Below are 26,169 nucleotides of genomic sequence, written 5' to 3'. Positions count from 1 at the left end.
TAGCTGATCTTGATTAGCCGAGTGGCCGGTGCAGATAGTTGCTTGAGGCAGCAGAATTCGCCTCGTGACAAACGAACCACCCACCACCCCCTGGCCCGCCGACCAACCACCGCCCGCCGCGCCCCCGGGCCCGGCGTTCCTGGCGGCCCCGCCCCCTCCGGCCAAGCGCAAGCTCGGCAAGGGAGCGATCGTGGGCATCGTCGTCGGCGCCCTCGTGTTGTGCTGCTGCGGCCTGGGCGGCATCAACGCCGTCTTCGGCGACGACGACAAGCCCGCCGCGCAGGCCAGCCCCTCCGCTCAAGCGGTGGCCGAACGTGTCGTTCCCTCGATCGTCCCGACGACGGCCGCGCCGACCACGGCCGCCCCGTCCCCCAGCGCGGTCGTCACCACGGCGCCGGCCCCACCGCCCGCTCCCACCACGGTCGTCATGCCGAATCTCGTCGGGATGAACGCCGCCGTCGCTCAGGACAAGCTCCAGCAGCTCGGCCTGACGAAGATCCAGCTCGGCAGCCAGGACGAGAACGACACGTTCGTGCTGCTGGCGGCGAACTGGACGGTGACCAAGCAGTCCCACCGCAAGGGCACCAAGGTCGCCCTCGACGAACTGGTCGTGCTGACCTGCACCAAGCAGCGCTGACGACGGCCACCTGACCGCCGGCCCGATGGCCGGCGGTCAGCCGTGGTGGCCGGCGGTCAGCCGTGGTGGCCGGCGGTCAGCCGCGGCCGAGCTTCTGGGTGGGCGTGATCCGGACGATCACCCGCTCCTCGCCCGGCTGCCGGAACGGGTAGGTGTCCTGCCCGAGGTACTTCTTCGCCATCCGATCGATGTGCTCGTCGGCGCCCTCGGTGATCAGCTCGGCGGTGCCCTTCACCCAGAGGGTGCGGAAGTCGTCGGCCTTGTCCACCACCGAGACCGCCACCATCGGGTTGCGCTCGATGTTGGTGTACTTCTGCCGCCCCCGGGCGGTGTTGAACACGATGTGCTCGCCGTCGGTGTCCACCCATACCGGGGTGACGTGCGGGGTGCCGTCGGCCTCGACGGTGGCCACGTGGGCCAGCTGGGGCTCGGAGAGCAGGGCCAGGTCTTCGTCGGTGAGGATCGCCATGGTCAACAACCTACCGCCGGAAGCACTCCGGCACCCGGACGAAACCGGGATGACGGGGGAGGCGCGGGACGGCGGGTGGGAGAGCGGGCGGGCGACGGGACACCGGCGGCATCGATCCAGGTACCGTGTGCGCTGACCGCGGGTCGTCGGGCCGGTCACCCACACCAGCAGGGAGTCGAGGACGTGAGCGAGCGTACGCAGAACCGGTCGGCGGGCCAGGGCCCGGAGACGAAGGCGCAGCGGCGGCTGGCCGCCCAGCTCGCGGCGCAGAAGGCCGCCGAGGCGAAGAAGCGCCGGCAGGCCTGGCTGGGGGCGCTCGCCGGCCTCGCGGTGATCGCGGTGATCATCGGGGTCTTCGTGGTGACCCGGGGCGGTGACGACGACCCGAAGCCGGCCGCGTCGCCCGCCGGCTGCCCGGGCGGCTTCCCGACCCTGCCCGACGGCGCCGACCGGGCGCTCTGCACCAAGCCGCCGGCCGGCAAGGGCGAGGGCGAGCTCAGCGGCCTGAAGGCCACCCCGCTGATCCGGGGCACCGGCGCCGCCGCCCAGAGCGGCCAGCAGATCACCGTGAACTACGTCGGGGTGTCGTACCGGACCGGCGAGGAGTTCGACGCCTCCTGGAAGCGCTCGGAGCCGTTCTCCTTCATGCTCGGCCAGGGCAACGTGATCCCGGGCTGGGACCAGGGCCTGCAGGGGCAGACCGTGGGCAGCCGGGTGCAGCTCGACATCCCGGCCGACCTCGCGTACGGCGACAAGCCGCAGCGCCCGGGCGCGCCGTCCGGCCCGCTGCGCTTCGTCGTCGACGTGCTGGCGGTGCAGTAGCCCACAGAGGTCTTCCCGGCCGTCACCTACGCGCAGTAGGTTCGGGGTCACCGTGGGCGGTCCGCACCGCGCCACGGTGACCCCTCACCATCGTGGAGGTGCGCGTGCCGGCGCTGGACGATCCCGGGCGGACCGCCCGACTCATGTGGACGCACGTCGAACCCGTCCACGCGGTCACCTACTTCCACCCGCGCGCCCGCGCCGCGTACGAGGCGGTCGGGCTGCGCGGCTACTGGCGGGGCTACTTCGCCGGCCGGGCCGCCCCGCTCGGGCCCACCGAGGCGGCGCCGGTGATCGCGGCGTTCTTCACCTTCGCCCCGCCGATGGTGAGCCGGGCGCTGCCGGCGGTCTGGCGGCTGGCCACCCCGCAGGAGGCGCTGCGGGCCCGGCTCACCGGCGCCGTGCAGGCCCTCGCCGAGCTGACCTACGAGCTGCCCGAGGCGCACCTGGTCGAGGCCGCCGACCTGCTGGAGGAGGCGGCCGCGGCGGTGGAGCCCGCCGGCCGGGTGCTCGGCGCGGCCAACGCCGCCCTGCCGCGCGGTGAATACCCGCTGGCCCGGCTCTGGCAGGCGGCCACCACGCTGCGCGAGCACCGGGGCGACGGGCACATCGCCGCCCTGGTCGCCGCCGACCTCGATCCGGTGGAGACGCTCGCCTGGCGGGTCGCGGTGGACCAACCTCTGCAGAACCTGCTCGGCCGGGGCTGGTCCGAGGAGCAGTGGCAGGCGGCACGGGGCCGGCTGGCCGAGCGCGGCTGGCTCGGCCCGGACGGCGAGCCGACCGACGTCGGGCGGGCCCGGTTCCAGGCCGTCGAGGACGCCACCGACCTCGCCGCCGCCCGACCCTGGCGCACCCTCGGGGCGGACCGCACCGACCGCCTGCGCGAACTGCTCGAACCGATGGCCCGCGCCTGCCACACGGTGATCCCGGAGAACAGCCCCATCGGCCTGCCCACCCTGCAGAGCTGACGCCCCGCCCCGGCCCCGGTCGGGGAGGATGGGCGGGTGACGGTGGATGCGGTGGTGTTCGACCTCGACGGCGTGATCGTGGACTCCGAGCCGGTCTGGGAGGAGGTCCGGCGGGCGTACGTGGCCGCGCACGGTGGCACCTGGCAGCCGGACACCCAGCGCCGGCTGATGGGGATGAGCACCGGCGAGTGGGCCGACCACCTCAGCGGCGAGCTGGGCGTCGACCGCGACGCCGGGCAGGTCGCCACCGAGGTGGTGGAGGAGATGACCCGGCGGTACGTGCGGCACGTACCCCTGATCGACGACGCCGACCGGGTCGTGCGCGGGGTGGCCGCGCGGTGGCCGCTGGGGCTGGCCAGCTCGTCGCCGACCCGGCTGATCGCCGCGGCGCTGACCGCCATGGACCTGACCGACGCGTTCCGGGTGACGCTCTCCACCGAGGAGACCGCGCGGGGCAAGCCCGCGCCGGACGTCTACCTGGCCGTCGCCGACCGGCTCGGCGTCGACCCGGCCCGCTGCGTCGCGGTGGAGGACTCCTCCAACGGGGTACGCTCCGCGGCCGCCGCCGGCATGCGGGTGGTGGCGATCCCGCACGGGTCGTATCCGCTGGACCCGGACGCGGAAGCCCTCGCCGCCGTGGTGCTGTCGTCGGTGCACGACCTGACTGCGGACCTGGTGGCCGGGCTCGGCTGACCCGCCTTTGGATCGGCGTCAGATCCGGCGGCTGCGGCTGGAGCGGGGCAGGAACGGGGCGTCCCGGCGAGCACCGGCCGGCGTCGGGCCCAGATCGTCGGCAGCCTCCGCCCGAGCGGGCCGCCCGGCGTCGGTCCGGCCATCCCCGACACCGAGCGTCACGGGTGGCGTCGCCTCTGGTACGTCCCGCATGACCCCTCCTTCACCGGCTACCCGGTGATACGGACGGCGGGCCCGGCGGGATCGGGCGGCGGCAGCGGCCCCGGCACCGGCCCGAAGCGGGCGACCGCCGAACCGGTCATCGTCGCCCAGTGCAGATCGCCGTAGGACCAGTGCCACCAGGCGGACGGGTAGTTGACAAGGTTCATCGTCGTCAGCGCGTGGACCAGCAGCAACCGGCGCGCCCTGGGCTCGGGCGGCACCCTCGGCGAGGCGGTGTGGCAGGAGCCGTCGCACTCCTCAGGCCGGGCGTACAGGGCGCTGCCGAGCCCGAACTCCATCCCAGCGACATCACAGAGGGTGAGGTCGACGGTCGCCCCAGTGAGGTGCGGGTCGGCCTGGGCAGGTGCCCGCCGGATGATCCGGTCGAGCAGTCCGGCCCGGCGGACCGGCCCGGAATCCCGCCCGACGCGGCACGGGCCGGCACCGGCCGGGCGCCAGCCGCCGACCACGGTCAGCCGCAGGCCCGGCGGCAGCAGGGTCTGCGCGGCGACCAGCCGGTCGACGAGGGCGCTGCGCAGGAACGGTCCGGGGCCGTAACCGGCCGGCCGGGCGAGGGTGCCAACCGCGCCGACGTCGACCAGGGGGTCGCCGCACTCGACGAGGCGGACGGGCAGGGCACCGCCAACGGGGTCCGGCAGGAACAGTGGCATGGCGGTCCTCCACTCGGGTACGGCGGACGGGCCGACCGGCTGTCGCCGGGCGGCCCGTCCTGAGCTGCGGGTCAGAAGATGCGGTCGAAGGCGGACCAGTTGTTGCTGATCGCCGCGCCGGTGCCCGAGCTGAAGCCGCCCGAGCCGTTGCCCTTGTACAGGTGCAGGTCCTTCGTCGAGGCGTTGCGGGCCAGCACGTCGCCGTCCCCGTCACCGTCGAAGTCGCCGACCGAGAAGATCATGTCGAACGCGGACCAGTTGTTGCTGATCGCCGCGCCGGTGCCGGAGCTGAAGCCACCGCTGCCGTTGCCCTTGTAGAGGTGCAGGTCCTTGGTCGAGGCGTTGCGCGCCAGCACATCCGGGTCACCGTCGCCGTCGAAGTCACCGACCGAGAAGATCCGGTCGAACGCGGACCAGTTGTTGCTGATCGCACCCGCGCCGGAGGAGAAGCCGCCGCTGCCACTGCCCTTGTACAGCCACAGGTCCTTGGTCGAGGCGTTGCGCGCCAGCACATCCGGGTCACCGTCGCCGTCGAAGTCACCGGCCGGGAAGATCATGTCGAACGCCGACCAGTTGTTGCTGATCGCCGCGCCGGTGCCCGAGCTGAAGCCGCCCGAACCGTTGCCCTTGTACAGGTGCAGATCCTTCGTCGACGCGTTGCGGGCCAGGATGTCCGCGTCCCCGTCGCCGTCGAAGTCGCCGGCGTTGAAGATGATGTCGAACGCGGACCAGTTGTTGCTGATCGCCGCGCCGGTGCCCGAGGTGAAGCCACCGGAGCCGTTGCCCTTGTACAGGTGCAGATCCTTCGTCGTGGCGTTGCGGGCCAGCAGGTCGGCGTCGCCGTCACCGTCGAAGTCGTTCGAGCCCCACAGCGCGTCCACGATGATCTGCGCGTCGCCCGCCTCCGGCTGGTACCGGTCCGGATAGGCGGAGACCTGGACCGTCTGGCAGACCACGCCGATCTGGGTGGTCATCCAGGAGTTGTTCGGGAACTTGTTCAGCATGCTGTTGAGGAAGGCGTTGGTCGCCCAGGTCGGGTCGAGCCGCTGGCTGGCCGTACCCCAGGAGGCCCGCTGCTGGAACAGGCCCAGGCTGTCGTGGTCCACCATCTCGTCGATGTTGCGGATGCCGGTCTCCACGATGGTGGTGGTGATCGCGATCGTCGCGGCCCGGGGGTGCAGCCCTCGGGCCTGCACGGCCTGGACCACCTTCCGGGCGCAGGAGACGCGGTACGCGTCCATGTAGCCGTCCATCTTGGCGCTGAGCTTGGTGTTCAACGTGGCGGCGAGGGTGGCGTCGCCGGCGGTGGTGCCGGAGGACGAGCAGGGCGCGGTGCTGTAGGCGAGGGTGGTGTAGCCGGCGTCGGCGACCAGGGCGGGAACATCGGGGCGGGCGGCGGCGGTCGCGGGCGTAGCGGCGGCGAGCGCCGATCCGGCCAGGGCCACGCTGAGCCCGAGGGCGGCCAGGAAGCGGTTCTGCTGCATGATGGGGTGTCCCTTTCGCGGGAAGGATTCGGGGGGTGGACGCCGGGGCCGGATCCGCTGACCCGGCCCCGGGGTGGATCAGAAGATGCGGTCGAAGGCGGACCAGTTGTTGCTGAACGCCGCACCGGTGCCCGAGCTGAAGCCGCCCGAGCCGTTGCCCCGGTACAGGTGCAGGTCCTTGGTCGACGCGTTGCGGGCCAGCACGTCGCCGTCCCCGTCGCGGTCGAAGTCGCCGACCGAGAAGATCATGTCGAACGCCGACCAGTTGTTGCTGATCGCTGCACCGGTGCCCGAGCTGAAGCCGCCCGAACCGTTGCCCTTGTACAGGTGCAGATCCTTGGTCGACGCGTTGCGGGCCAGGATGTCGGAGTCGCCGTCGCCGTCGAAGTCACCCGGGGAGAAGATCCGGTCGAAAGCGGACCAGTTGTTGCTGAACGCCGCGCCGGTGCCCGAGGTGAAGCCGCCCGAGCCGTTGCCCTTGTAGAGGTGCAGATCCTTGGTCGAGGCGTTGCGGGCCAGCACATCCGGGTCACCGTCGCCGTCGAAGTCACCGGCCGGGAAGATCATGTCGAACGCGGACCAGTTGTTGCTGATCATCGCGCCGGTACCCGAGCTGAAGCCGCCGGAACCGTTGCCCTTGTACAGGTGCAGGTCCTTGGTCGACGCGTTGCGGGCCAGCACGTCGGCGTCCCCGTCACTGTCGAAGTCACCCGCGTTGAACACGATGTCGAACGCCGACCAGTTGTTGCTGAACGCCGCGCCGGTGCCGGAGCTGAAGCCGCCGGAACCGTTGCCCTTGTACAGGTGCAGGTCCTTGGTTGACGCGTTGCGGGCCAGCACGTCGGCATCCCCGTCACCGTCGAAGTCGTTGTTCACCACCGCGCCGTCGCGGATGCGGTTGTAGTGCAGCCCGACGAAGCCGTTGGCCGCGTACCAGGAGCGGTCCTGGATGACGTGCCGGCCCTCCTTGCTGGTGCCGTACTCCTCGTAGATCCACATCTGGGTCCGGTCGGCGTTCGCCCATCTGTCGAAGAGCGCGACATGCCCGTAGCCCTCCCCGAGGATGGCGTCGCCGGGCCGCAGCGAGCCGAGGCTGATCCTCGTGGTGTCACCGAAGTCCGCCAGGTCGCCGGTGTTCCGGTCCCAGCCGTCGCTCTTCTTCGGCAGGTGCCAGGCCATCGAGACGAAGCCGGAGCAGTCCGGCCGGTAGTAGTGCCCGTCGCCGTCCGATTTCTGGTTGGACTGGCTCTGGCTGTAGATGACGCCGTAGGTGTTCATCCACCACTGCGCCCGGGCCAGCACCTCCGTCCGCGTGATCGAGCCGGCCACCACGGACGCCTGCGCCGGCGCCGCCGTGGTGGTGAGGCCGACGGCGACCGTGCCCATGGTGGTCGCCGCCAGCACCAGGCCGGCGGCCATCATCCGCAGCAGCCGGTCGCGCATCCTCAGCTTCCGCATCGTGATCTCCTCCTCCGTGCGGCGGTGGTCGCCGCTGATGGAAGGAGGTTCGGCGGGCGAGCTGGAGGATCCCGACAGGGCCGCTGCAACGCGGTCTACAGCGGATTTCAGCGCGGATTACAGACGGGACTACCGGACGGGTGAACGGCCCCCGGCCAGCTCCGCCGCCAGCTCCGTGCGCTCCCGGGCGCCGTGGTCCTCGAAGACCCGCAGCGCCTCCCGGGCCAGCCGGCCGGCGTCGTCGTGGCCGCGGAGCGCGGCCAGCCGGGCCAGGTCACGCAGCACCCGGGCCCGGGGCAGCGCCAGCTCCAACTCGTCCCAGAGCCGCAGCGAGGCCCGCAGGAACCGCTCGGCGTCGGCCAGTTCCCGCCGGGCCAGGTGCAACTCCCCGATGACCCGCAGGGTGGCCGCCTCCCCCCAGCGGTCACCGGCGCGCCGGCTGGCGGCGAGCGACCGCTGCAACAGACCCGCCGCCTCGGTGCTGCGACCCAGCCGGACCAGGGCCTTGCCGACCGCCCGGTCGCCGTACGCCTCCAGCAGGCTCTCGTCCAGCTCCCGGAACGTGTCCCGGGCGCGCACCGCCAGCGCCAGCGCCTCCCGCAGCTCATCGCGGGCCCGGTGGTGCAGCGACAGCATCCGCCAGGTCAGCGCCATGCCCCGCCGGTCGCCGAGCCCTTCGTAAACGCCCAGCGCCACGTCCAGGTCGGCCCGGGCGCCGGTCAGGTCGCCCTGTTCCAGCCGGACCGCCCCGGCCAGCCGCCGGACGTCCGCCAGCACCGCGTCGTCCCCGAGGTCCCGGGCGATCGGCTCGGCGCAGCCGAGGAAGTACAGCGCCTCGGCGAAGCGGCACTGCTCCCGGCACGTCGCCCCGAGCGCGGTCAGAGTGAGCGCCTCCTCGTGCCGGTGCCCGCCCTCCCGGAACGCCTCCAGCGCCTGGGTCAGGTACTGCGCCGACTCGGCGTACCGGTCCTGGGCGCAGCGGAGCTGGCCGAAGCCGGACAGCAGGACGGCCTCGCCGTACCGGTTGCCGTTGCGGCGGGCCGCGGCCAGCGCCACGTCGTGGGTACGCGTCCAGCTCTCGAACCGGCTCGCGCTCGCGTACGGGAAGGTGGACAGCAGCGAGGCCAGGTCGCAGGCCTGCTGGTCCAGTCCCCGCTCGGCGGCCACCTCCACCGCCCGGACCAGCGAGTCGTGTTCGGTGGTGAACCAGCTGCGCGGCTGGTCGAGCACCCGCTCGACGAGGTCGCCCAGCGCCCGGCCGGCTCCGGCGGGCGGCGGGCCGGTCGGCGCGCCCCGCCGCACCGCGTCGATCAGCCAGAGCCAGGTGGTGGTCACCCGGCTCACCAGCTGCCGCAGCTCGGCTTCGGGGTGCTCGGCCTCGGCGCGCTCGCGGGCGTAGAGCCGGACCAGGTCGTGCAGCCGGTAGCGCAGGTGACCGGTGCCGTCGACCTGGACGAAGTCGGCCAGCTGGGCGTCCATCAACCGCTCGATGGCCTGCTCGGCGTCCTCCTCGCCCAGGTCGAGGGCGATCGCGGCCACCCAGGCGGGGAAGTCGGGCAGGCCCAGCAGACCCAGCACCCGCAGCACGGCGGCGTCCCCGGCCGCCAGGCCGCGGTAGCTCAGCCCGATGCTGGCGCGTACCTCCTGGTCGCCGATCGCCAGCTCGTCCAGCCGGCGCCGCTCGTCGGCGAGCCGGTCGGCCAGCAGCTTGAGCGGCCACCGCTGACGACTGGCCAGCCTCGCCCCGGCCACCCGGATGGCCAGCGGCAGGCCGCCGCACTGCCGGACGATGCGGCTGGTGGAGACGTCCTCGGCGGCGGCCCGGTGCCCGCCGACCAGCCGGGCGAGCAGCTCGACGGACTCCTCCTCGGGCAGCACCGCCAGCTCGGTGAGGACCGTGCCGGCCAGCCCGCCGAGCGGGCTGCGCGAGGTGACCACGACGACGCAGCCGACCGTGCCGGGCAGCAGCGGCCGGATCTGCTGCTCGGTGGCGGCGTCGTCCAGCAGGATCAGGGTGCGCTGCCCGGCCATCCGGGTGCGGTAGAGCTCCACCCGTTCCTCGATGCCGTCGGGGAGCCGGTCGACCGCCGTACCGAGCGCCAGGAGGAACCGCCCGAGCACCTCCCGCGGCTCGACCGGGGTACCGCTCATCCCGCGCAGCTCCGCATAGAGCTGACCGTCGGGAAAGCTGGCGGTGACGTCGTGCGCCGCCCGGGCGGCCAGCGTGGACTTGCCGACGCCGCCCGGCCCGACGACCACCTGGATCGGGGCGGGCCGGTCGGAGGTGGCGGCGGTGAGCGCCTGCGCCAGGCGGGTCCGCTCGGCCCGGCGGCCGGTGAAGTCGGCCGGCACCGGCGGGAGCTGCGCCGGCACCGCCCTGGCCGGCCGGGCGGCGGGGGCGGGTGACACCGGGGCCGCCGGGAGAGCCGGCGTCCCCGGGCGGGCCGGAGCGGCGGGTGGAGGCGGCCGCAACCGGTCGGGCTCGTCGCGGAGGATCGCCTCGTGGATCGCCTGGATCTCCGGACCGGGCTCGATCCCCAGCTCGTCGATCATCGACTCGCGGCCGTCGCGGTAGACGGCGAGCGCCTCCGGGCGCCGCCCCAGCGCGCTCAACGCCCGCATCAGCTGCCCCCGCATCCGCTCCCGGAACGGGTGGCGGCGGACCAGGTCGGTCAGCTCCGCGGCCACCTGGTCGGTCCGCCCCAGCAGCAGCTCGATCCCGGTGCGCTCCTCCACCGCGGTCAGTCGCAGCTCCTCCAGGCGGGCGGCCTCGCCGGCGAGCAGCTCGCTCTCCACCCCGCCGAGGGCCGCGCCCCGCCACTGCCCGCCGGCGCGGCGGATCAGCTCGACGGCCTCCTCGCGGCGGCCGGCGGCGGCGGCCCGGCGCCCCTGGGCGAGCATCTCCTCGAAGAGGTCACGGTCGAGAGTGGCCGCGCCGATGCGGATCAGGTAGCCGGGCGACCGGGTGACGATCGCGGTGCCGACGCCGCCGCTGCCCAGCGACCGGCGCAGGGTGGAGACGTACGTCTGGAGCACGGCGCGGGCGGTGCCCGGCGGCCCGTCGCCCCAGATGACGTCGACCAGCCGCTCCGCCGGCACCACGTGCCCGTGCTCGACCAGCAGGGCGGCGAGCAGGGTACGCGGCTTGACGCCGCCGAGCTGGACCGGATGATCGGCGATGGTGGCCTCGACGGGCCCGAGCAGGCGGAATTCCATTACCACACCGTCCCCCGTGACAGTTGGTGACGCCTGATCGACGATCTTAGGGGGCTCATCGATCGCGGCGAATCGGCCGTTCGGTTGACCCCGGGTGCGCGGGTCGCCACCTGAGGTGATCGCGGTCGGCGACCGCCGAGGTCACCCCGACGCGCGCGGGATCGGCGAAGATGGGGACGCGACTGTCGGAGGGAGACGGGGATGAAGGCGATCGTCTACGAGGAGACCGGCGACCCCTCGGTGCTGAAGCTGGTGGACCGGCCGGTGCCGGAACCCGGGCGCGGCGAGGTGCTGGTCCGGTTGGCCGTCTCCGGGGTGAACCCGACCGACTGGAAGGCGCGCCGGCAGTGGCCGCTGCCGGCCGGCTGGCAGATCCCCGGCCAGGACGGCGCCGGGGTCATCGAGGCGGTCGGCGAGGGCGTCGACCAGATCCTGATCGGCCAGCGGGTGTGGCTCTGGGAGGCCGCCTGGCAGCGCCCCTGGGGCACCGCCGCCGAGTACACCGTGGTCCCGGTCCGCCACGCGGTAAGCCTCGGCTCCGCCGACTTCGACCTGGGCGCCTGCCTCGGCATCCCGTTCCTCACCGCGCACCGCTGCCTGACCGCCGGGGAGTACATGCCGGACGGGCTGCACGTCGGCGCGCTCAGCGACCACGTGGTGCTGGTGCAGGGCGGCGCGGGCGCGGTGGGCAACGCGGCGATCCAGCTCGCGCGCTGGGCGGACGCCTGCGTGATCACCACGGTGAGCAGCCCGGAGAAGGCGCAGTTCGCGGCGGCGGCCGGCGCGTCCCACGTGATCAACTACCGGGAACAGGACGTGGTCGAGGAGGTCCGCAAGATCGTCCCCGAGGGGGTGCACACGATCGTCGAGGTCTCCGCCGCCCGCAACGCCGCCACCGACGTCCAGCTGCTCCGCCCCGGCGGCGCCGTTTGCGTGTACGCCGACGACGGGGGCGCCGAGGTGACCCTGCCGATCCGGCCGCTCATGGTGCCCAACGCCCGCTGGCAGTTCGTGCTGGTCTACACCGAGCCCAAGGCGGCCAAGGCGCAGGCGATCAGGGACGTGTCGGCGGCGGTGGCCCAGGGCGGCGTACGGGTGGGTGGGGAGGTCGGCCTGCCCCTGCACCACTATTCGCTGGCCGACACGGCTGCCGCGCACCAGGCGGTGGAGGATTCGGTGGTCGGCAAGGTGCTGATCACCACCAGCGCGCAGTGACGGTCACTCGGCGCGGGCCTGGGCGACGGAGGCCCGAACCAGCTCGGTCAGCACGTCGAGATCGACGTCGGCGAGCCGCTTGACGTAGAGGCAGCCCTTGCCGGCGGTGTGCCGGCCCAGCCGGGCCGTCAACTGCTCCTTCTCGGGGAATCCCTCGCCCAGGTAGAGGGTGGTGGCCGCCTTGCGCGGCGAGAAGCCGACCAGGAACCAGTCCAGCTCGCGACCGCTGGCGTAGCGGAGGTGCCGCTGCCCGAAGCCGATGATGGCGTCCCCCCACATGGTCGGTGGCTCGCCGGTGACCTGCCGCATCAGGTCGCGGACGGCGATGGCGTCGCGGCGGCGAGTCTCGTCCGGCACGGCGGCGAGGAAGTCCTCCACGCTGGCGGTGGTCGGGGCGGTCTTCAGGGTTGCCATGACGCCTCCGAACTCGACGGCGGGCCGCCCTGGGGCGGCCGGTTCAAGCCGATCGTACGAGCCGGCACCGACACCGTGGAGCTGGGTGGATTTCCCCGTCAGCGGGACAGAAGCGAACATGTTTCGCAAGAATGACTGTTGCGGGTCGCCCCGCAAAAAAGGCGGGCGGCCCCGGCGCGGTGCGAACGCCGGGGCCGCCCCTGGGGAGGGATGCTTCTCAGGAGTACGTCCCTGCCCCTTACGGCGACGAGCCGCCGGAAAACGTTACGGCCCGGTCAGTTCCCGCACCTCCAGCCCGCCGTCGGCGTAGCGGGACCGGACCACCTTCTTGTCGAACTTGCCGACGCTCGTCTTCGGCACCGCGTCGATGAACGCCCACCGCTCCGGCAGCTGCCAGTGCGCCACCGACTTCGCCAGGAACGCGCGCAGCTCCTCCGCGGTCGCCGAGGCGCCTTCGCGGATCACCACCGTGGCCAGCGGACGCTCGTCCCACCGCTGATCGGGCACCCCCACCACGCAGGCCTCCTGCACGTCGGGGTGAGCCATCAGCGCGTTCTCCAGCTCCACCGAGGAGATCCACTCCCCGCCCGACTTGATCACGTCCTTGGCCCGGTCGGTGAGGGTGATGTAGCCGTCCGGCGAGAGGTTGCCCACGTCACCGGTGCGCAGCCAGCCGTCGCGGAACTTCTCCTCGTCCGGGGTGTCGTCGCCGACGTACCGGGCGGTCACCCACGGGCCCCGGACCTCCAGCTCGCCGACGGACGTCCCGTCGGCGGGCAGCGGCTCGCCCAGCGGGCCGACGATCCGGGCGGCCACCCCGGCCGGCACCCGGCCCTGGGTGTAGCGGTAGCGCCAGGCGTCGTCGCCGGTGGCGCCGGCCGGCGGCCGGGACACCGAGCCCAGCGGGGACATCTCGGTCATCCCCCAGGCGTGGATGACCTCGATGCCGTGCCGCTCGGCGAACGCGTGCATCAGCGCGGGCGGGCAGGCCGAACCGCCGACGATGACCTCTGTCAGCGAGGAGGTGTCCACGTCGTGGGTGTCCAGGTAGGACAGCAGGTCGTTCCAGATGGTCGGCACCGCGCCGGCCAGGGTGGGCCGCTCGGCGACGATCATCTCGGCGATCGGCGCGGCCTGCAGGAACCGGTCCGGCATGATCAACGACGCGCCGGAGAGGAAGGCCGCGTACGGCAGGCCCCACGACATCGCGTGGAACATCGGCACGATGGCCAGCTCCCGGTCGACCGGACCGAGGCCGAAGCCCTCCGGCATGCAGACCTGCAACGAGTGCAGGTAGATCGAGCGGTGCGAGTAGGCCACGCCCTTGGGGTTGCCGGTGGTGCCGGAGGTGTAGCAGAGGGCGGCGGCGTCCCGCTCGTCCACCTCGGGCCACTGGTAGCTGTCGGGGCGGCCGGCCAGCAGCTCGTCCCAGTGGTGCACGGTGATCCGGTCGCCGGCCGCCGCGACCAGCGGGGCGGGGTCGCCGCCGCCGACCACCACCACGTGCCGCACCGTGGTCATCTCGCCGAGCACCCGGGCCAGGAGCGGGATCAGCGTCGAGTCGACCAGCACCACCCGGTCCTCGGCGTGGTTGGCGATGTAGGCGACCTGGTCCGGGAAGAGCCGGATGTTCAGGGTGTGCAGCACCGCGCCCATGCTGGGGACGGCGAAGTACGCCACCAGGTGCTCGTTGTTGTTCCACATGAAGGTGGCGACCCGTTCGTCGCCGGTCACCCCGCACTCGTCGCGCAGGGCATGGGCCAGCCGGGCGGCGGCGCGGCCGACCTCGGCGTACGACATCCGGCGGGGCTCGGCGCCGGTCCACGTGACGACCTCGGCCGTGCCGTGCACGGTGGAGCCGTGTTCGAGGATCCTGGCGACCTGGAGGGGGGCGTCCATCATCGTGCTACGCATGGGTAACAAGCTAGTGTCGCCGGTCACAGGTTGGGAACCCCCGGAACGCCGGAGGCACGCCCGGGAAGCTGCGTAAATTGGCCGGGTGAGCATCTCGTGGGCCGACTCGTACGTGGGGCAGCTGCGCGCCCTGGCCGGTGACCGGACGCTGATGTTCGTCGGGGCCCGTGCCGTGGTCCGCGACAACGCGAGCCGGGTGCTGCTGATCCAGCGCTCCGACAACGGCCATTGGGCCCTGCCGGCGGGCGCGATGGAGCTGGGCGAGTCGGTCGCCGACTGCGCGGTACGCGAGGTCCGCGAAGAGACCGGGCTGCGCGCGCTGCGGGTCAGCGCGTTCGCCCTCTACACCGGGCCGGACCGCACCCACACCAACATGTACGGCCACACCTACCAGATCTTCACCACCGCGTTCCGGGTCGAGGACTGGGACGGCGACCTGGCCCGGGTCACCGACGAGACGACCGACGCCGGCTTCTTCCCCCGCGACGCGTTTCCCTCGCCGCTGTCGGCCTCGGTGCCGGAGACCCTCGCCGACCTCGACGTCTTCGAGCAGACCAACCGGCTCATCCTCAAGTAGTCCCGACCACGGCCGGCTCGGGTCGGGTCGGCGCGACCGCCTCGGCCCGCGCGCCGGTGCGTTCGGCGCCGATGCCGGCGGCCACCACGAAGGCGATCCCGACCACCGCCCCGAGGCCCGGCACCTGGTGCAGCGCGACCAGGCCGATGACCAGCGCGATCGCCGGTTCCAGGCTCATCAGCGTGCCGAAGGCGGCGGTGGTGAGCCGGCGCAGGGCGAGCAGTTCCAGCACGAACGGCACCACCGGCAGCAGCACCGCCAGCCCCAGCCCGGCCAGCAGCACCGGCCAGGTGAGGTCGCCGAGGACGCCCGGCCCGACCACCACGGTGGCGACCACCGCGGCCACCGGCATCGACACCGCCAGGCCGCGGATGCCGGAGACCTCGTCGCCGACCCGCTGGGTGAGCAGGATGTACGCCGCCCAGCAGGCGCCCGCCGCCAGCGCGAAGCCGACGCCCACCAGATCCGCCCCGCCGCGCCACGGCTCGGTGAGCAGCAGCACCCCCACGGCGGCGAGCGCCGGCCAGAGCTTCGTCCCGCCCCGGCCCCGGGCCACCGCCACCCCGAGCGGGCCGAGGAACTCCAGCGCGCTCGCCGTACCCAGCGGCAGGCGGGCCACCGCGGCCATGAACAGGATGGTCACCCCGGCGGTCACCACGCCGAGCGCGACACAGGCCAGCAGGGCGCGCCGGGTGAAGCCGGACGGGCGGGGGCGGACCAGGACCACCAGCAGCAGGCCGGCCCAGGCCAGCCGCAGCCAGGCCGCCCCGTCGGGGCCCACCTCGTCGAAGAGGGAGACCGAGGCGGCCAGGCCGAGCTGGACGAAGAACATCGACGCGACGGCCATCGCCGCGCCGGTACGGGTGGGAGCCATGCCCCCAAGTAGAGCCGCTACCTACCGTTCATGTCCACGTGTCTTTGCTGGACGAACCGTTCGGCAATGATGAACAATCGTGGCGTGGACCTGCGCCGACTGCGACTGCTGCGTGAGCTGGCCCGGCTCGGCTCGATGCGCGAGGTCGCCGACGAGCTGGGCGTCACCACGTCCACGGTGTCGCAGCAGCTCGCCGCGCTCTCCCGCGAGGTCGGCGCGACGCTGATCGAGCCGCAGGGCCGCCGGGTGCGACTCACCCCCGCCGGGCGGCGGCTGGCCGAGCACGCGGTGACCATCCTCGACGCCGTCGAGGTGGCCCGGCTCGATCTCGACCCGCGCGCCGAGCCGGCCGGCACCGTCCGGGTCGCCGGCTTCGCGACCGCCGTCCGCCGGTCGCTGCTGCCGGTCACCGCCGATCTCGCGGCGCGCCACCCGCAGGTCCGGCTGCGCATCCACGAGCACGAACCGGCCGAGGCGTTCGCGCTGCTGGCGACCGACGACGTCGACCTCGCCCTGACGTACGACTACAACCTCGCGCCGGCGCCCGTCGACCGCACGCTGGAGGCGATCCCGCTCTGGTCGGCGCCGTGGAGCCTCGGTGTGCCGGCCGACGCCGTCCCGGACGTCCCGGACAACGCCGCCGCCGTCTTCGACCGCTTCCGGGACCGCAGCTGGATCGTCAACTCCCGCTACACCGCCGACGAGGTGGTCGTCCGGACCATCGCCTCGATGGCGGACTTCGAACCCCGGATCGAACACCGCGCGGACAGCCTGGAACTCGTCCAGGACCTGATCGTCGCCGGCCTCGGCGTCGGGCTGCTCCCCGCCGACCAGCCGACCGTTCCCGGCGTCCGCCTGCTCCCGCTCACCAGCCCGGAGGCCCGGCTGCGCTCGTACGCGGTCACCCGCCGGGGCCGGGCCGCCTGGCCCCCGCTGGCCCTGATCCTCGACCTGCTCGCGGCCGTACCTGCATAGCCGCCGGCGTCAGAGCATGGTCTGCGACTTCGCCTCCATGTCGGCGGCGGCCTCCTCCTTCGACTCCTTCGTGATCGGCTTCCCGCCGGGGGCGGGCGCCTTGCCGCCGAGCGGGTCGGCGCCGCCGGTCGCACCCTGCGGGCCGGCCCCGCGCAGCTGGTCGTCCGGCAGGGCCAGGGTGACCAGCACCGCCAGGATGGCGATCAGGCCGGCGGTCAGGAAGACCATGTCCAGCGACTCGACGAAGGCGGCCTGGATGGCGGCCCGCACCGGCCCGGGCAGGGCCAGAATGGTGGCCGGGTCGTTGATCGAGATGTCGGCCCCACCGCTGGCCACGACGGCGGCCCGCTGCTCCGGGGGGAGCTGGGCGATCGCGGCCGGCAGCCGGTCGGCGAGCTGCGTGGTCAGCCGGGAGGAGAGCACCGCGCCGAGGATCGCCACCCCGAACGAGCCGCCCAGCGACCGGAAGAACGTCGCCGACGAGGTGCCCGCGCCCAGGTCACGGACGTCGACCGCGTTCTGCACGGCGAGGATCAGCGACTGCATGCACAGGCCCAGCCCGACTCCGATCACCACCATGAAACCGAACGCCACCCAGAGCGAGGTCTCCACCTCCAGCCGGGTGAAGAGCAGCATGCCGGCCAGCAGCACCACCGAGCCGACCACCGGGAACCACTTGTACCGGCCGATCCGGCTCATCGCCCGGCCGGTGAGGACCGAGGTGACGATGATGCCGGCCATCATCGGCAGCATCAGCAGACCGCTGCGGGTCGGCGAGGCGCCCTTGACGATCTGGAGGTAGAGCGGGATGAAGATGATCGACCCGAACATCACCAGACCGAGCACGAAGCCCGCCGAGTTGGCAAGCGCGAAGGTGGCGCTGCGGAACAGCCGCAGCGGCAGGATCGGCTCGGCGACCCGGGCCTCCTGCACCACGAAGAGCACCCCGAGGACCGCCCCGGCGACGAAGAGCCCGATGATCACCCCGGAGTCCCAGGCGTACTCGTTGCCGCCCCAGCTCAGCGCGAGCAGCAGGGCGCTCACCCCGGCCACCAGCAGCCCGGCGCCGAGCCAGTCGATCGCGTGCTCCCGCCGCTGGAACGGGATCAGCCGCATGACGTGGTAGCAGACCACGATCGCCAGGATCGCCAGCGGCACGTTGATGTAGAAGATCCACCGCCAGTTCGTCTCGGCGAAGTACCCACCGACCAGCGGCCCGGCCACCGACGACAGGCCGAAGACCGCGCCGAAGAGTCCCTGGTAGCGGCCCCGCTCCCGGGGCGAGACGACGTCCGAGATGATGGTGAACGCCAGCGTCATCAGGCCGCCCGCGCCGATGCCCTGGATGCCCCGGGTGACGATCAGCTGGGTCATGTCCTGCGACAGGCCGGCCAGCAGCGAGCCGAGCAGGAACGTGCCGATCGAGAAGAGGAAGACCGGTCGGCGGCCGTACAGGTCGGCCATCTTGCCGTACAGCGGGGTAGAGGCGGTGGAGGCGAGCAGGTACGCGGTCACCACCCACGAGTAGTGGTTGATGCCGCCCAGCTCCCCGACGATGGTGGGCAGCGCCGTACCGACGATGGTCTGGTCGAGCGCGGCCAGCAGCATCCCGGTCATCAGGCCGAACATCAGCAGGCGGATCTGGCGGGCGTTGAGCAGCGGGCGGCCCTGGGCTTCCGTGGTCATCCCGCCTTCTATCCAGGACCGTGCGGAACATGCGCCCCGGGCGGGAAAACCCGTCGACAGGCCGGGTGACGCTCGGCGACCATGCCGCCCGTGAGACTGCTCCGCCGGCTGGCCCTGGACCTCACGCCGCTGCGTACCTCGCGGGACTTCCGGCTGGTCTTCGCCGCGACGGGGGTGTCCGGCTTCGGGTCGTTCATCACCTACGTGACGCTGCCGTACCAGGTGTACCAGCTCACCGGCGATCCGCTGCTGGTCGGCCTGCTCGGCGTCTGCGAGCTCGTACCCCTGCTCCTGATGGCCTTCGTCGGCGGCGCGCTCGCCGACTACCTGGACCGGCGGCGGCTGGTGCTCGGCGGCGAGATCGGCTTCACGCTGCTCTGCGGGGTGCTGCTGGTCAACTCGCTGTCGGCGGCGCCGCACCTGTGGCTGCTCTACGTGGTGGCGGCCGCGACCGCGGCGCTGGACGGGGTGCAACGCCCGGCCATGGAGGGGCTCACCCCCCGGATCGTCGCGCCCGACGAGATCCCGGCGGCGGGCGCGCTGAACTCGCTGCGGATGGACGTGGCCCAGCTCGGCGGCCCGGCCGTCGCCGGCGTGCTGATCGCCTCCGTGGACCTGGCCTGGGTGTACGCCATCGACCTGGCCACCTTCGCGTTCTCGCTGGCCTGCCTGGCACTGGTCCGGGCGGTGCCGCCCCCGCCGGCCGCCGACCGGCCGTCGCTGCGCTCGGTGGTCACCGGCCTGCGGTACGCCCGCAGCCGCCCCGAACTGCTCGGCACCTACCTGGTCGACATCAACGCGATGTTCTTCGGCATGCCGCAGGCGCTCTACCCGTTCATGGCCGAGAAGCTGGGCGGCCCGGCGGTGCTCGGGCTGCTCTACGCCGCCCCGGCGGCCGGCTCGCTGCTCGCCACGGTCAGCTCCGGCTGGGTGAAGCACGTGCACCGGCACGGGCTGATGGTGGTGCTGGCGGCCGGAGCCTGGGGACTTGCCGTGGTCGGCTTCGGATTGTCCGGCTGGCTCTGGCTGGCGCTGCTGTTCCTGGTGCTGGCCGGCGCGGCCGACATGGTCTCCGGCCTGTTCCGGATGACCATCTGGAACCAGACCATCCCCGACCACCTGCGCGGTCGGCTCGCCGGCATCGAGATGCTGTCGTACTCGACCGGCCCGCTGCTCGGTCAGCTCCGCTCCGGCCTGGTCGCCCGCACGCCGCTGGGCGTGACCGGCTCGATCGTCTCCGGCGGCGTCCTCTGCGTCCTCGGCACCATCGCCCTGGCCGCCGCCCTCCCCGCCTTCCTCCGCTACGACGGCCGCGACGGCCTAGCGCGCAAACAAGCGGAAGACGCCGCCTGGACCACCACCGCCCCCACCCGCGTCACCCCCGACCCAGCCCGTTGATCATGAAGTTGTCGTCCCGACACGCCGGGCCGGCGACAACAACTTCATGATCAACGTGAGCGGTGGGGCCCGAATGCCCAGAACGTGGTGCGCCGCCGGAGGGGGATGTTTGGTCGGGGGTCCTCGGGGGAGTCGGGAAGGCATGGCAGGAGCAGCAGCGGAACAGCGCCGGCTCGCCACCGTCGTGGAGAGCTGGCTCGGGCGCCCGGTCCTGGTCGTCGGGGACGCCATGCTGGACGAGTGGCGGTTCGCCGAGTCCGACCGGCTCTGCCGCGAGGCGCCCGCCCCCGTCCTCACCCTGCGCCGGCGCATCTCCGCCGCCGGCGGCGCCGCCAACACGGCGGTCAACATCGCCACCCTCGGCGGCCGGGCACTGCTGGTCGCCCCGGTCGGCGCCGACGTGGCCGGCGACGAACTGCACGACTGCCTGGACCGGGCCGGGGTCTGGGACCGTACGGTCAGCCAGCCGCACCGGCCGACGCCGGTGAAGCGGCGGATGCTCGCCGGCAACCAGATCCTGCTCCGGGAGGACTCCGGCGACCCGGAGGACGCGCTCGACGACGACGGGGTGCGGGACCTGCTCACCGCGCTCGACTGCGCGACCGAGGAGTTGAAGGCGGCCGCCGGTGGCGCCACGCCCACCCTGGTGGTCTGCGACTACGGCCTGGGCGCACTGCCCGCGCCGCTGCGCGCCTGGCTGGTCGCCAACCGCGAGCGCTACACCACCGTCGCCCTGGACGCGCATGACCTGGCCGACTGGCGGGGCCTCGCCCCGACGGTGGTGACCCCGAGCTTCGCCGAGGCGACCCGGCTGCTGGCCCGCGCCGCCGCCGGCTTCGGCGCCGCGCCGCGTCCCGCCGGGCGGACCGCCGCCGGCCCGGACCTGCACCTGGACCATCCGCCGGTCGACCCGGCCGACGGCCCGTCCGAGCTGAGCGTCGGCGCGGCCCCGGGCGGCGCCGGTGAACGCCTCTCCGCCACCGGCGACCGGTCCGGTGTGGTCGGCACCGGGCCGACCGGGGAGCCCACGCCCGGCGAGGACCGGGTGGCGATGACCGGCGACGGGCTGAGCGTCACCGGCACCGGTGTCACCCTGAACACCGCCGCCGGCGACGGCGTCGACCGGGCCGTGCTGGCCGAGTCGCGGCTGGAGGAACTGCGCGAGCACACCGGCGCGGACGTGGTGGCGGTGACCCTGGACACCGAGGGGGCGGTGGTCGGCGGGGCCGACGGGGAGCCCCGGCGCAGCCACAGCACACCCGTACCGGCCAGCCACGCGGTCGGCGCCGGAGACGCGTACCTGGCGGCGATGACGCTGGCCCTGGCGGCCGACGCGCCGCTGCCGACCGCGGCCCAGCTGGCCCAGCTCGCCGCGACCATCACCGTGTCGGACACCGGCACCTGCGTCTGCCGGCGGGAGGACCTGCTCGCCGCGCTCGGCACCACTGCGGACGGTACGGCCCACCCGACACTGGTCGGCACGGCCGAGCTGGCCGCGATCGTCGGCGACCACCGGCGCGCCGGCCGCTCGATCGTCTTCACCAATGGCTGCTTCGACGTGCTGCACCCCGGGCACGTGCGCTACCTGGAGCAGGCCCGCGCGCTGGGCGACCTGCTGGTGGTGGCGGTCAACTCCGACGGCAGCGTCCGCCGGCTCAAGGGCCCGGACCGGCCGGTCAACCCGGTCGAGGACCGGATCGCCCTGCTCGCCGCGCTGTCCTGTGTGGACCACGTGGTGGTCTTCGAGGAGGACTCGCCGGCCGCGCTGATCGAGACCGTCCGGCCCGACGTGTACGTCAAGGGCGGCGACTACCCGCCGGAGATGGTGCCCGAGGCGCCGCTGGTCCGCCGGCTCGGCGGTCAGGTCCGCACCCTCGGGTACGTGCCGGACCGCTCCACCTCGGCGATCATCGAACGGATCCGCGCCCAGGCGACCCCGTCGCCGCAGCCCCCGCAGTCGACCCGGTCGACGCAGTCCACCCGGTCGACGCAGTCCACCCGGTCGACGCAGTCCGGAGCCCCGCAGCGGATGGGCAGGTCGGCGTGAACCGACCGCTCGACCTCGGCAGCGCCGAGGAGTTCCGCCGGCCCCGGCAGCTCGACGTGCTGATCCCGACCCGCAACCGTCCCGCCGAACTGGCGGTCACCCTCTCCGGGCTGGCCGCCCAGGAGGGCGTACCCGGGTTCGGGGTGGTGGTCAGCGACCAGTCCGACGGCGAGCCGGCGTACACCCACCCGGCGGCGGCCACCATGGCCCGGGCACTGCGCCACCGGGGGCACCCGGTGCTGCTGACCCGCCGGCTGCCCCGGCGCGGGCTGGCCGAACACCGCGCGTACCTGCTGGGCCGGTCGGCGGCGCGATACGTGCTCTGCCTCGACGACGACGTGTGGCTGGAGCCGGGCACCCTGCACCGGCTGGTCACCGCGATCGGCGAGCTGGGCTGCGGCTTCGTCGGCAACGCGGTGCACGGCCTGTCGTACGCCGACGACATGCGCCCGGAGACCCACGCCCACTACGAGGAGTGGGACGGCCCCGTCGTGCCCGAGCGGATCCGACCGGACACCCCGCAGTGGCAGCGGGCGTCGATCCACCCGGCGGCGAACCTGCTGCACGTGACCCGCAAGCTGGACCTGCAGCCGGGCGCGTGGCGGGCGTACAAGGTCTCCTGGATCGGCGGTTGCGTGCTCTACGACCGGGCGGCGCTGGTCGAGTCCGGGGGCTTCGACTTCTGGCGGCGGGTGCACGAGCGCCACCAGGGCGAGGACGTCGCCGCTCAGCTCGCCGTGATGGCGCGCCACGGCGGCGCCGGCGTGCTGCCCAGCGGGGCGTACCACCTGGAGTCGCCGACCACGGTCACCGAGCGGGAGGTGGAGGCCTGGGAGGTCGTGCTCGCCGACTCCGACACCCCGCAACCGGCCTGAGCCGGGCCGTCGGGGCAGGTCAGCGCGGTGCGCCCGGTTCCGGGCGGAGCAGCTCGGCGGCCGCCTCCAGCACCTCCACCACCGGCACGTCGGTGACGAACGAGTCCCGGTGCGGGCACTCGCCGTCGCCGGGCCGGTGCGGGTAGATCCCCGGGGTGCAGTCCACGCCGCAGACCGGGCAGTGGGTGGTCCAGGAGGCGATCGGCCGGTGCCGGGCGCGCAGCGGCGTCGCCCCGTTGATCAGGTTGCCCAGCCAGTAGATGCCGACCGTCGAGGTGCCGACCGCGCCGGCCAGGTGCAGCGGGCCGGTGTCGTTGGAGACGACCAGCTCACAACCGGCGTACGCGGCGGCCAACCCGCCGAGGCTGAGCGTGCCGACCTGCGGGCGTACCGGCACGCCGGCCGCCACCACCACCGCGTCGACCAGTTCCCGCTCGGCGGGGGTACCGGTGACCAGCACCTCGTACCCGTCGCCGTGCAGCGACCGGGCGACCTCGCCGAAGCGCCCGGCGGGCCAGCGCCGGCGGGTGTCGGTGGCCCCGGGGTGCAGCGCCACCCGGGGCCGGTCCGGCTCGCCGAGCACCGTCAGCGCCTCGGCCCGGTCCGCGTCGGTGACGGCCAGCGCCGGGATGACGGTGGTGGCCGGCGCGCCGACCAGGGCGACCACCTCCAGGTAGCGGATCACCTCGTGCTGGTAGTAGACGTACCGGATCCACCGGTCCAGCGGCGGCGCGTCCTCGGCGCGCAGCCCGGCGGTGACCCGGGCGCCGAGCCGGCTCATCAGCGGGTTCGAGTTCGCCCCACCGCCGTGCACCTGCAACGCCAGGTCGATGCCCTCCTTGGCGGTTCGCTCCAGGAAGTCGTCCACGGAGGCGGGCGGCTCGTCCGGGCCGGGGTCGCGGATGCCGGGGGCCGGCGGCACGACCAGCACCCGGTCCACCGGGCCGGGCCGGTCGCGCCAGAGCTTCGCGTGCCATGGCGCGCCGAGCAGCACGATCTCCGCCGCCGGGTACGCGGCCCGCAGCGACTCCAGCGCGGGCAGCGTGAAGATGAAGTCGCCGAGCGCGTTGGCGCGCAGCACGGCGATGCGCCGCACGTCGGGCACGCGCTCGCCGACCGGGCCGAGCAGGGACGCGGTGGCCACCCGAACGCTACGGCCGGTCGATCTCGTCAATGGTGGTGTCCGGGTGGTGCATCTCCCGGTCCGCCGCCGGATCGGCGAGCCTGCCCGTAGCGCCGGCGGCCGGACCGCCGCGGTGGCCGGCGCGGCCGACGGTGATGGTGCGCGGCGCGAGCCGCTTCGCCCGGGGCAGGCGGACCCGCAGCAGGCCGTGGTCCATCACCGCGTCGATGGCGTCCGGGTCCACCCGGGACGGCAGGTCGATCCGGTACTCGAAGCCGCGGGTCTCGAAGCCGCCCGGGATGCCGTGGTCGGCGTTGACCTCCGCCTCGGAGCGGGCGCGCACGCACAACTCCCGCTCGTCCAGCTCGACGGCGACCTCCTCGGGCGCCACGCCGGGCAGCCGGACGACCACCTCCCAGCCGTCGGCGGTCTCGGTCAGCTCGACGTCCGACGTGCCACCCCGGCCACCGACCAGCCGGCTCAGCTCCGACCGCAGCGACTGGAGCTCCCCCATCGGGTCCCAGCCCTGCTGCCGACCCCGCCATCCGCGGCCGAAACCGCCGGGCTGTTCCGTCATCGCACGTCTCCGATCCGCTGGGTGGCCGCCGGGGGCCGCAGTGAGCTGGGGGCGTCGAGGCCGGCCTCCCGGTCGACTCCGACGCCGAGCCGGTCGACCAGCTCGCCACCGAGCCAGGCGCTGACGCCAAGGATGGCCACACCGACCACCTCGATGGCGATCAGCGCGCCGCCGGCCGCCCGGGAGTCGGCGTTGAGCCGGACCGCCCAGACGGCGGCGAAGAGCAGGATGACCGCCACGTTCGCGGCGGCGTGGGTGAGCGCCACCCGCTTCGCGCGGGTGCCGGCCGGGATGGCGAGCAGGTCGAACGTCCCGGCCGCGGCGGCCAGCAGGCCGCCGACCAGGCCGACCGTGATGTTCCAGTACGCCACCTCGCCGAGGAAGTCGGGGCCGCCGACGGTGTCGACGATGTCGAAGAGCGTGCCGACGACCAGGAGCGCCACCGGGAACATCACCAGCATCGGGTGCACGGGGTGCCCGAGCACCTTCAGACGGCTTTCCATGGTGGGCCTCCACTGCTCGGCTCGGGGGGCGCTGTGTGAGCCCGTACCCACCGCTCCGGTGGGCAAACCTCGCGCTCGCCACGCCCGCCTAGGCTGACGGACGGCGGTCGGCGTCCGGCCGGGCCGCCACCGGGGTCAACGCATGGGGGAGGCGGACGTGACGGTGGAGATCACCTCGCACGAGGAGCTGCGCGACCTGCTGGGGGCGGCGATGCCCCGGGCGGTCGCCAAGGAACGCGTCGTGCTGCACGAACGGGACCGGCAGTGGCTGGCCGCCTCGCCGTTCTGCCTGATCGCGACGGCGGGGGCGGACGGCAGCTGCGACGTCTCGCCCAAGGGCGACCCGGCCGGCTTCGTGAAGGTGCTGGACGAGACGACCCTGGCCATCCCGGAACGGCCGGGCAACCGGCGCGCCGACGGCTACCGCAATATCCTGGACAACCCGCACGTCGGCCTGATCTTCCTGATCCCGGGCCGGACCGACACCCTGCGGATCAACGGCCGGGCGCGGCTGCTGCGGGACGCGCCGTACTTCGACGACATGGTGGTCAAGGGGCACCGGCCGATCCTCGCGATCGAGGTCGAGGTCGAGCAGATCTTCTACCACTGTTCCAAGGCCTTCCTCCGCTCCGAGCTGTGGAAGCCGGAGACCTGGCAGCCGGACGTGCTGCCGACCCGGGCCAGGCTGATCAAGGAGGTCGAGAACACCGCGGAGAGCCTCGCCGACCTGGAACGCCGCTACGGCCCGGAATACCTCAACTCGTTGTACGCGGGATAGGGGCGGCCGCCCCACCCGGCCGTCAGCGGGGCGGCAGACCGATGCGGAACCGTCGCTGACCGTCGGTCAGCTCCGGCCAGTCGTCGGGCTCGTCCGAGGCGATGCATTCCGGGTCGGGCACCCGCAGCTGCACCCGCACCGCGCGGATGAACTCGTGCAGCGAGGTGCTGAGCCTGGTCTCCGGCGGCACCCCGCCGAACTCCGCCGCCCGGGTGTCCGCGTGGCCCTCGGCGACGCGGAGCACCGCCCAGGAATGGCGTACCACCATCCGGGCGGCACGCTGGACCCGCTCGTCGCCGACCAGGCGGATCTGCTCCAGCAGGGCCAGCAACCGCTGCCGCTCCTCCTCCGTACGGTCGTGCTGGGCGGCAGGATCCGGCGCGCCCGCCATCCGGGCGACCAGGTGGCGGAAGACCCGGACCGTGGACGCGAACTCGACGCTCAGCTCGTAGAGCGGGGCGTCCCAGCGGGTCGCCAGCTCGCGCTTCTCCTTGCGCCGCTCGACCAGCAGGGACGGGACGAGGCCGATCAGCGCGCCGACGGCGAGGGTGAGGATCGTTGCGCCCAGAGCCGACCAGTCCACGATGGAAGCCT

25 protein-coding genes are annotated in these 26,169 nt (G+C 73.5%); 11 read left to right on the top strand and 14 right to left on the bottom strand.

What is annotated here, in order from left to right; all coding sequences use genetic code 11:
- Positions 1 to 64: 64 nt before the first annotated feature.
- Complete coding sequence (locus ACTWM8_RS02685) at positions 65 to 637, top strand: PASTA domain-containing protein (RefSeq protein WP_446212405.1); 573 nt, start codon at positions 65 to 67, stop codon at positions 635 to 637.
- A gap of 76 nt (positions 638 to 713) precedes the next feature.
- On the opposite strand, the gene ACTWM8_RS02680 is transcribed toward ACTWM8_RS02685, so the two are convergent.
- Positions 714 to 1,106 carry a PPOX class F420-dependent oxidoreductase gene (locus ACTWM8_RS02680; RefSeq protein WP_446212404.1) on the bottom strand — a complete coding sequence of 131 codons (393 nt, stop codon included), beginning with the start codon at positions 1,104 to 1,106 and terminating at the stop codon, positions 714 to 716.
- Between the two features lie 183 nt (positions 1,107 to 1,289).
- Between ACTWM8_RS02680 and ACTWM8_RS02675 the strand changes: the two genes are divergently transcribed.
- The 3 genes from ACTWM8_RS02675 (at position 1,290) to ACTWM8_RS02665 (ending at position 3,589) form a co-directional block, all read left to right on the top strand.
- On the top strand, positions 1,290 to 1,928 hold the full coding sequence (locus ACTWM8_RS02675) for an FKBP-type peptidyl-prolyl cis-trans isomerase (protein WP_446212403.1): 639 nt from the start codon (positions 1,290 to 1,292) through the stop codon (positions 1,926 to 1,928).
- Positions 1,929 to 2,071: 143 nt separating this feature from the next.
- The gene (locus ACTWM8_RS02670; protein ID WP_446214446.1) at positions 2,072 to 2,896 is read left to right on the top strand and encodes an SCO6745 family protein; all 825 of its coding nucleotides are present in this window, start codon (positions 2,072 to 2,074) and stop codon (positions 2,894 to 2,896) included.
- Positions 2,897 to 2,932: 36 nt separating this feature from the next.
- Positions 2,933 to 3,589, top strand: a complete 657-nt coding sequence (locus ACTWM8_RS02665) for an HAD family hydrolase (protein WP_446212402.1) — start codon at positions 2,933 to 2,935, stop codon at positions 3,587 to 3,589.
- Between the two features lie 18 nt (positions 3,590 to 3,607).
- On the opposite strand, the gene ACTWM8_RS02660 is transcribed toward ACTWM8_RS02665, so the two are convergent.
- The 5 genes from ACTWM8_RS02660 to ACTWM8_RS02640 form a co-directional block, all read right to left on the bottom strand.
- Complete coding sequence (locus tag ACTWM8_RS02660; RefSeq protein ID WP_446212401.1) at positions 3,608 to 3,781, bottom strand: hypothetical protein; 174 nt, start codon at positions 3,779 to 3,781, stop codon at positions 3,608 to 3,610.
- A 17-nt stretch (positions 3,782 to 3,798) separates the two neighbouring features.
- The gene (locus tag ACTWM8_RS02655) at positions 3,799 to 4,461 is read right to left on the bottom strand and encodes a M15 family metallopeptidase (RefSeq protein ID WP_446212400.1); all 663 of its coding nucleotides are present in this window, start codon (positions 4,459 to 4,461) and stop codon (positions 3,799 to 3,801) included.
- Positions 4,462 to 4,532: 71 nt separating this feature from the next.
- A complete protein-coding gene (locus tag ACTWM8_RS02650; protein WP_446212399.1) occupies positions 4,533 to 5,945 on the bottom strand; it encodes an FG-GAP-like repeat-containing protein in 1,413 nt (470 codons plus the stop codon).
- A gap of 78 nt (positions 5,946 to 6,023) precedes the next feature.
- Positions 6,024 to 7,403, bottom strand: coding sequence for an FG-GAP-like repeat-containing protein (locus tag ACTWM8_RS02645; RefSeq protein WP_446212398.1), 1,380 nt, complete (start codon positions 7,401 to 7,403; stop codon positions 6,024 to 6,026).
- A 129-nt stretch (positions 7,404 to 7,532) separates the two neighbouring features.
- Positions 7,533 to 10,619, bottom strand: a complete 3,087-nt coding sequence (locus ACTWM8_RS02640) for an AfsR/SARP family transcriptional regulator (protein ID WP_446212397.1) — start codon at positions 10,617 to 10,619, stop codon at positions 7,533 to 7,535.
- Between the two features lie 201 nt (positions 10,620 to 10,820).
- Between ACTWM8_RS02640 and ACTWM8_RS02635 the strand changes: the two genes are divergently transcribed.
- Complete coding sequence (locus ACTWM8_RS02635; RefSeq protein WP_446212396.1) at positions 10,821 to 11,834, top strand: NADPH:quinone reductase; 1,014 nt, start codon at positions 10,821 to 10,823, stop codon at positions 11,832 to 11,834.
- 3 nt (positions 11,835 to 11,837) lie between these two features.
- On the opposite strand, the gene ACTWM8_RS02630 is transcribed toward ACTWM8_RS02635, so the two are convergent.
- Together ACTWM8_RS02630 and ACTWM8_RS02625 are read right to left on the bottom strand one after the other, a co-directional pair.
- Complete coding sequence (locus ACTWM8_RS02630; protein ID WP_446212395.1) at positions 11,838 to 12,248, bottom strand: DUF1801 domain-containing protein; 411 nt, start codon at positions 12,246 to 12,248, stop codon at positions 11,838 to 11,840.
- Positions 12,249 to 12,512: 264 nt separating this feature from the next.
- Entirely contained in the window at positions 12,513 to 14,162 is a 1,650-nt protein-coding gene (locus tag ACTWM8_RS02625) for a fatty acid--CoA ligase (protein WP_446212394.1), read from the bottom strand.
- Between the two features lie 85 nt (positions 14,163 to 14,247).
- On the opposite strand from ACTWM8_RS02625, the gene ACTWM8_RS02620 reads away from it, so the two are divergent.
- A complete protein-coding gene (locus ACTWM8_RS02620; RefSeq protein ID WP_446212393.1) occupies positions 14,248 to 14,739 on the top strand; it encodes an NUDIX domain-containing protein in 492 nt (163 codons plus the stop codon).
- Here ACTWM8_RS02620 and ACTWM8_RS02615 read toward each other — a convergent pair.
- A complete protein-coding gene (locus tag ACTWM8_RS02615) occupies positions 14,732 to 15,613 on the bottom strand; it encodes an EamA family transporter (protein WP_446212392.1) in 882 nt (293 codons plus the stop codon). The two genes, ACTWM8_RS02620 and ACTWM8_RS02615, sit on opposite strands and share 8 nt — an antisense overlap.
- A gap of 84 nt (positions 15,614 to 15,697) precedes the next feature.
- Here ACTWM8_RS02615 and ACTWM8_RS02610 point away from each other — a divergent pair, with 84 nt between their 5' ends.
- On the top strand, positions 15,698 to 16,588 hold the full coding sequence (locus ACTWM8_RS02610; RefSeq protein WP_446212391.1) for a LysR family transcriptional regulator: 891 nt from the start codon (positions 15,698 to 15,700) through the stop codon (positions 16,586 to 16,588).
- 9 nt (positions 16,589 to 16,597) lie between these two features.
- On the opposite strand, the gene ACTWM8_RS02605 is transcribed toward ACTWM8_RS02610, so the two are convergent.
- Positions 16,598 to 18,274 (bottom strand): MDR family MFS transporter, encoded by a 1,677-nt coding sequence (locus tag ACTWM8_RS02605; RefSeq protein WP_446212390.1) that lies wholly within the window; start codon positions 18,272 to 18,274, stop codon positions 16,598 to 16,600.
- An 81-nt stretch (positions 18,275 to 18,355) separates the two neighbouring features.
- Here ACTWM8_RS02605 and ACTWM8_RS02600 point away from each other — a divergent pair, with 81 nt between their 5' ends.
- The 3 genes from ACTWM8_RS02600 (at position 18,356) to ACTWM8_RS02590 (ending at position 22,594) form a co-directional block, all read left to right on the top strand.
- Positions 18,356 to 19,672: an MFS transporter gene (locus tag ACTWM8_RS02600; RefSeq protein WP_446212389.1), complete on the top strand. Its 1,317-nt coding sequence runs from the start codon at positions 18,356 to 18,358 to the stop codon at positions 19,670 to 19,672.
- Between the two features lie 142 nt (positions 19,673 to 19,814).
- Positions 19,815 to 21,719 (top strand): D-glycero-beta-D-manno-heptose 1-phosphate adenylyltransferase, encoded by a 1,905-nt coding sequence (gene rfaE2, locus ACTWM8_RS02595; RefSeq protein ID WP_446212388.1) that lies wholly within the window; start codon positions 19,815 to 19,817, stop codon positions 21,717 to 21,719.
- Positions 21,716 to 22,594, top strand: a complete 879-nt coding sequence (locus tag ACTWM8_RS02590) for a glycosyltransferase (RefSeq protein ID WP_446212387.1) — start codon at positions 21,716 to 21,718, stop codon at positions 22,592 to 22,594. The genes rfaE2 and ACTWM8_RS02590 overlap by 4 nt, the downstream gene beginning before the upstream one ends.
- Before the next feature lie 19 nt (positions 22,595 to 22,613).
- On the opposite strand, the gene ACTWM8_RS02585 is transcribed toward ACTWM8_RS02590, so the two are convergent.
- Genes ACTWM8_RS02585 through ACTWM8_RS02575 form a run of 3 tightly spaced genes read right to left on the bottom strand, consistent with a single transcriptional unit; the run spans position 22,614 to position 24,797 of the window.
- Positions 22,614 to 23,738: a glycosyltransferase family 9 protein gene (locus ACTWM8_RS02585; protein ID WP_446212386.1), complete on the bottom strand. Its 1,125-nt coding sequence runs from the start codon at positions 23,736 to 23,738 to the stop codon at positions 22,614 to 22,616.
- A gap of 7 nt (positions 23,739 to 23,745) precedes the next feature.
- The gene (locus ACTWM8_RS02580; protein ID WP_446212385.1) at positions 23,746 to 24,294 is read right to left on the bottom strand and encodes an Hsp20/alpha crystallin family protein; all 549 of its coding nucleotides are present in this window, start codon (positions 24,292 to 24,294) and stop codon (positions 23,746 to 23,748) included.
- Positions 24,291 to 24,797, bottom strand: coding sequence for a DUF2231 domain-containing protein (locus ACTWM8_RS02575; protein WP_088959199.1), 507 nt, complete (start codon positions 24,795 to 24,797; stop codon positions 24,291 to 24,293). The genes ACTWM8_RS02580 and ACTWM8_RS02575 overlap by 4 nt, the downstream gene beginning before the upstream one ends.
- Before the next feature lie 157 nt (positions 24,798 to 24,954).
- On the opposite strand from ACTWM8_RS02575, the gene ACTWM8_RS02570 reads away from it, so the two are divergent.
- Positions 24,955 to 25,575: a pyridoxamine 5'-phosphate oxidase family protein gene (locus ACTWM8_RS02570; RefSeq protein ID WP_446214445.1), complete on the top strand. Its 621-nt coding sequence runs from the start codon at positions 24,955 to 24,957 to the stop codon at positions 25,573 to 25,575.
- A gap of 22 nt (positions 25,576 to 25,597) precedes the next feature.
- Here the strand turns inward: ACTWM8_RS02570 and ACTWM8_RS02565 are convergent, their stop codons facing one another.
- Positions 25,598 to 26,158: a hypothetical protein gene (locus ACTWM8_RS02565; RefSeq protein WP_446212384.1), complete on the bottom strand. Its 561-nt coding sequence runs from the start codon at positions 26,156 to 26,158 to the stop codon at positions 25,598 to 25,600.
- Between the last annotated feature and the right edge of the window lie 11 nt (positions 26,159 to 26,169).

The sequence above is a fragment of the Micromonospora sp. IBSANI012 genome (assembly GCF_052814045.1).
Note: the sequence above shows the minus strand (reverse complement) of the source record. Positions and strands in the feature narration are given on the sequence as shown.

Excerpts from the sequence above, each read along its gene's own strand:
- ACTWM8_RS02640 (WP_446212397.1), bottom strand. The coding sequence starts at position 10,619 with ATGGAATTCCGCCTGCTCGGGCCCGTCGAGGCCACCATCGCCGATCAT.
- ACTWM8_RS02645 (WP_446212398.1), bottom strand. The coding sequence starts at position 7,403 with ATGCGGAAGCTGAGGATGCGCGACCGGCTGCTGCGGATGATGGCCGCC.
- ACTWM8_RS02655 (WP_446212400.1), bottom strand. The coding sequence starts at position 4,461 with ATGCCACTGTTCCTGCCGGACCCCGTTGGCGGTGCCCTGCCCGTCCGC.
- ACTWM8_RS02600 (WP_446212389.1), top strand. The coding sequence starts at position 18,356 with ATGCCGCCCGTGAGACTGCTCCGCCGGCTGGCCCTGGACCTCACGCCG.
- ACTWM8_RS02605 (WP_446212390.1), bottom strand. The coding sequence starts at position 18,274 with ATGACCACGGAAGCCCAGGGCCGCCCGCTGCTCAACGCCCGCCAGATC.
- ACTWM8_RS02650 (WP_446212399.1), bottom strand. The coding sequence starts at position 5,945 with ATGCAGCAGAACCGCTTCCTGGCCGCCCTCGGGCTCAGCGTGGCCCTG.
- ACTWM8_RS02615 (WP_446212392.1), bottom strand. The coding sequence starts at position 15,613 with ATGGCTCCCACCCGTACCGGCGCGGCGATGGCCGTCGCGTCGATGTTC.
- ACTWM8_RS02580 (WP_446212385.1), bottom strand. The coding sequence starts at position 24,294 with ATGACGGAACAGCCCGGCGGTTTCGGCCGCGGATGGCGGGGTCGGCAG.
- ACTWM8_RS02625 (WP_446212394.1), bottom strand. The coding sequence starts at position 14,162 with ATGCGTAGCACGATGATGGACGCCCCCCTCCAGGTCGCCAGGATCCTC.
- ACTWM8_RS02575 (WP_088959199.1), bottom strand. The coding sequence starts at position 24,797 with ATGGAAAGCCGTCTGAAGGTGCTCGGGCACCCCGTGCACCCGATGCTG.
- ACTWM8_RS02670 (WP_446214446.1), top strand. The coding sequence starts at position 2,072 with ATGTGGACGCACGTCGAACCCGTCCACGCGGTCACCTACTTCCACCCG.
- rfaE2 (WP_446212388.1), top strand. The coding sequence starts at position 19,815 with ATGGCAGGAGCAGCAGCGGAACAGCGCCGGCTCGCCACCGTCGTGGAG.
- ACTWM8_RS02630 (WP_446212395.1), bottom strand. The coding sequence starts at position 12,248 with ATGGCAACCCTGAAGACCGCCCCGACCACCGCCAGCGTGGAGGACTTC.
- ACTWM8_RS02635 (WP_446212396.1), top strand. The coding sequence starts at position 10,821 with ATGAAGGCGATCGTCTACGAGGAGACCGGCGACCCCTCGGTGCTGAAG.
- ACTWM8_RS02680 (WP_446212404.1), bottom strand. The coding sequence starts at position 1,106 with ATGGCGATCCTCACCGACGAAGACCTGGCCCTGCTCTCCGAGCCCCAG.
- ACTWM8_RS02660 (WP_446212401.1), bottom strand. The coding sequence starts at position 3,781 with ATGCGGGACGTACCAGAGGCGACGCCACCCGTGACGCTCGGTGTCGGG.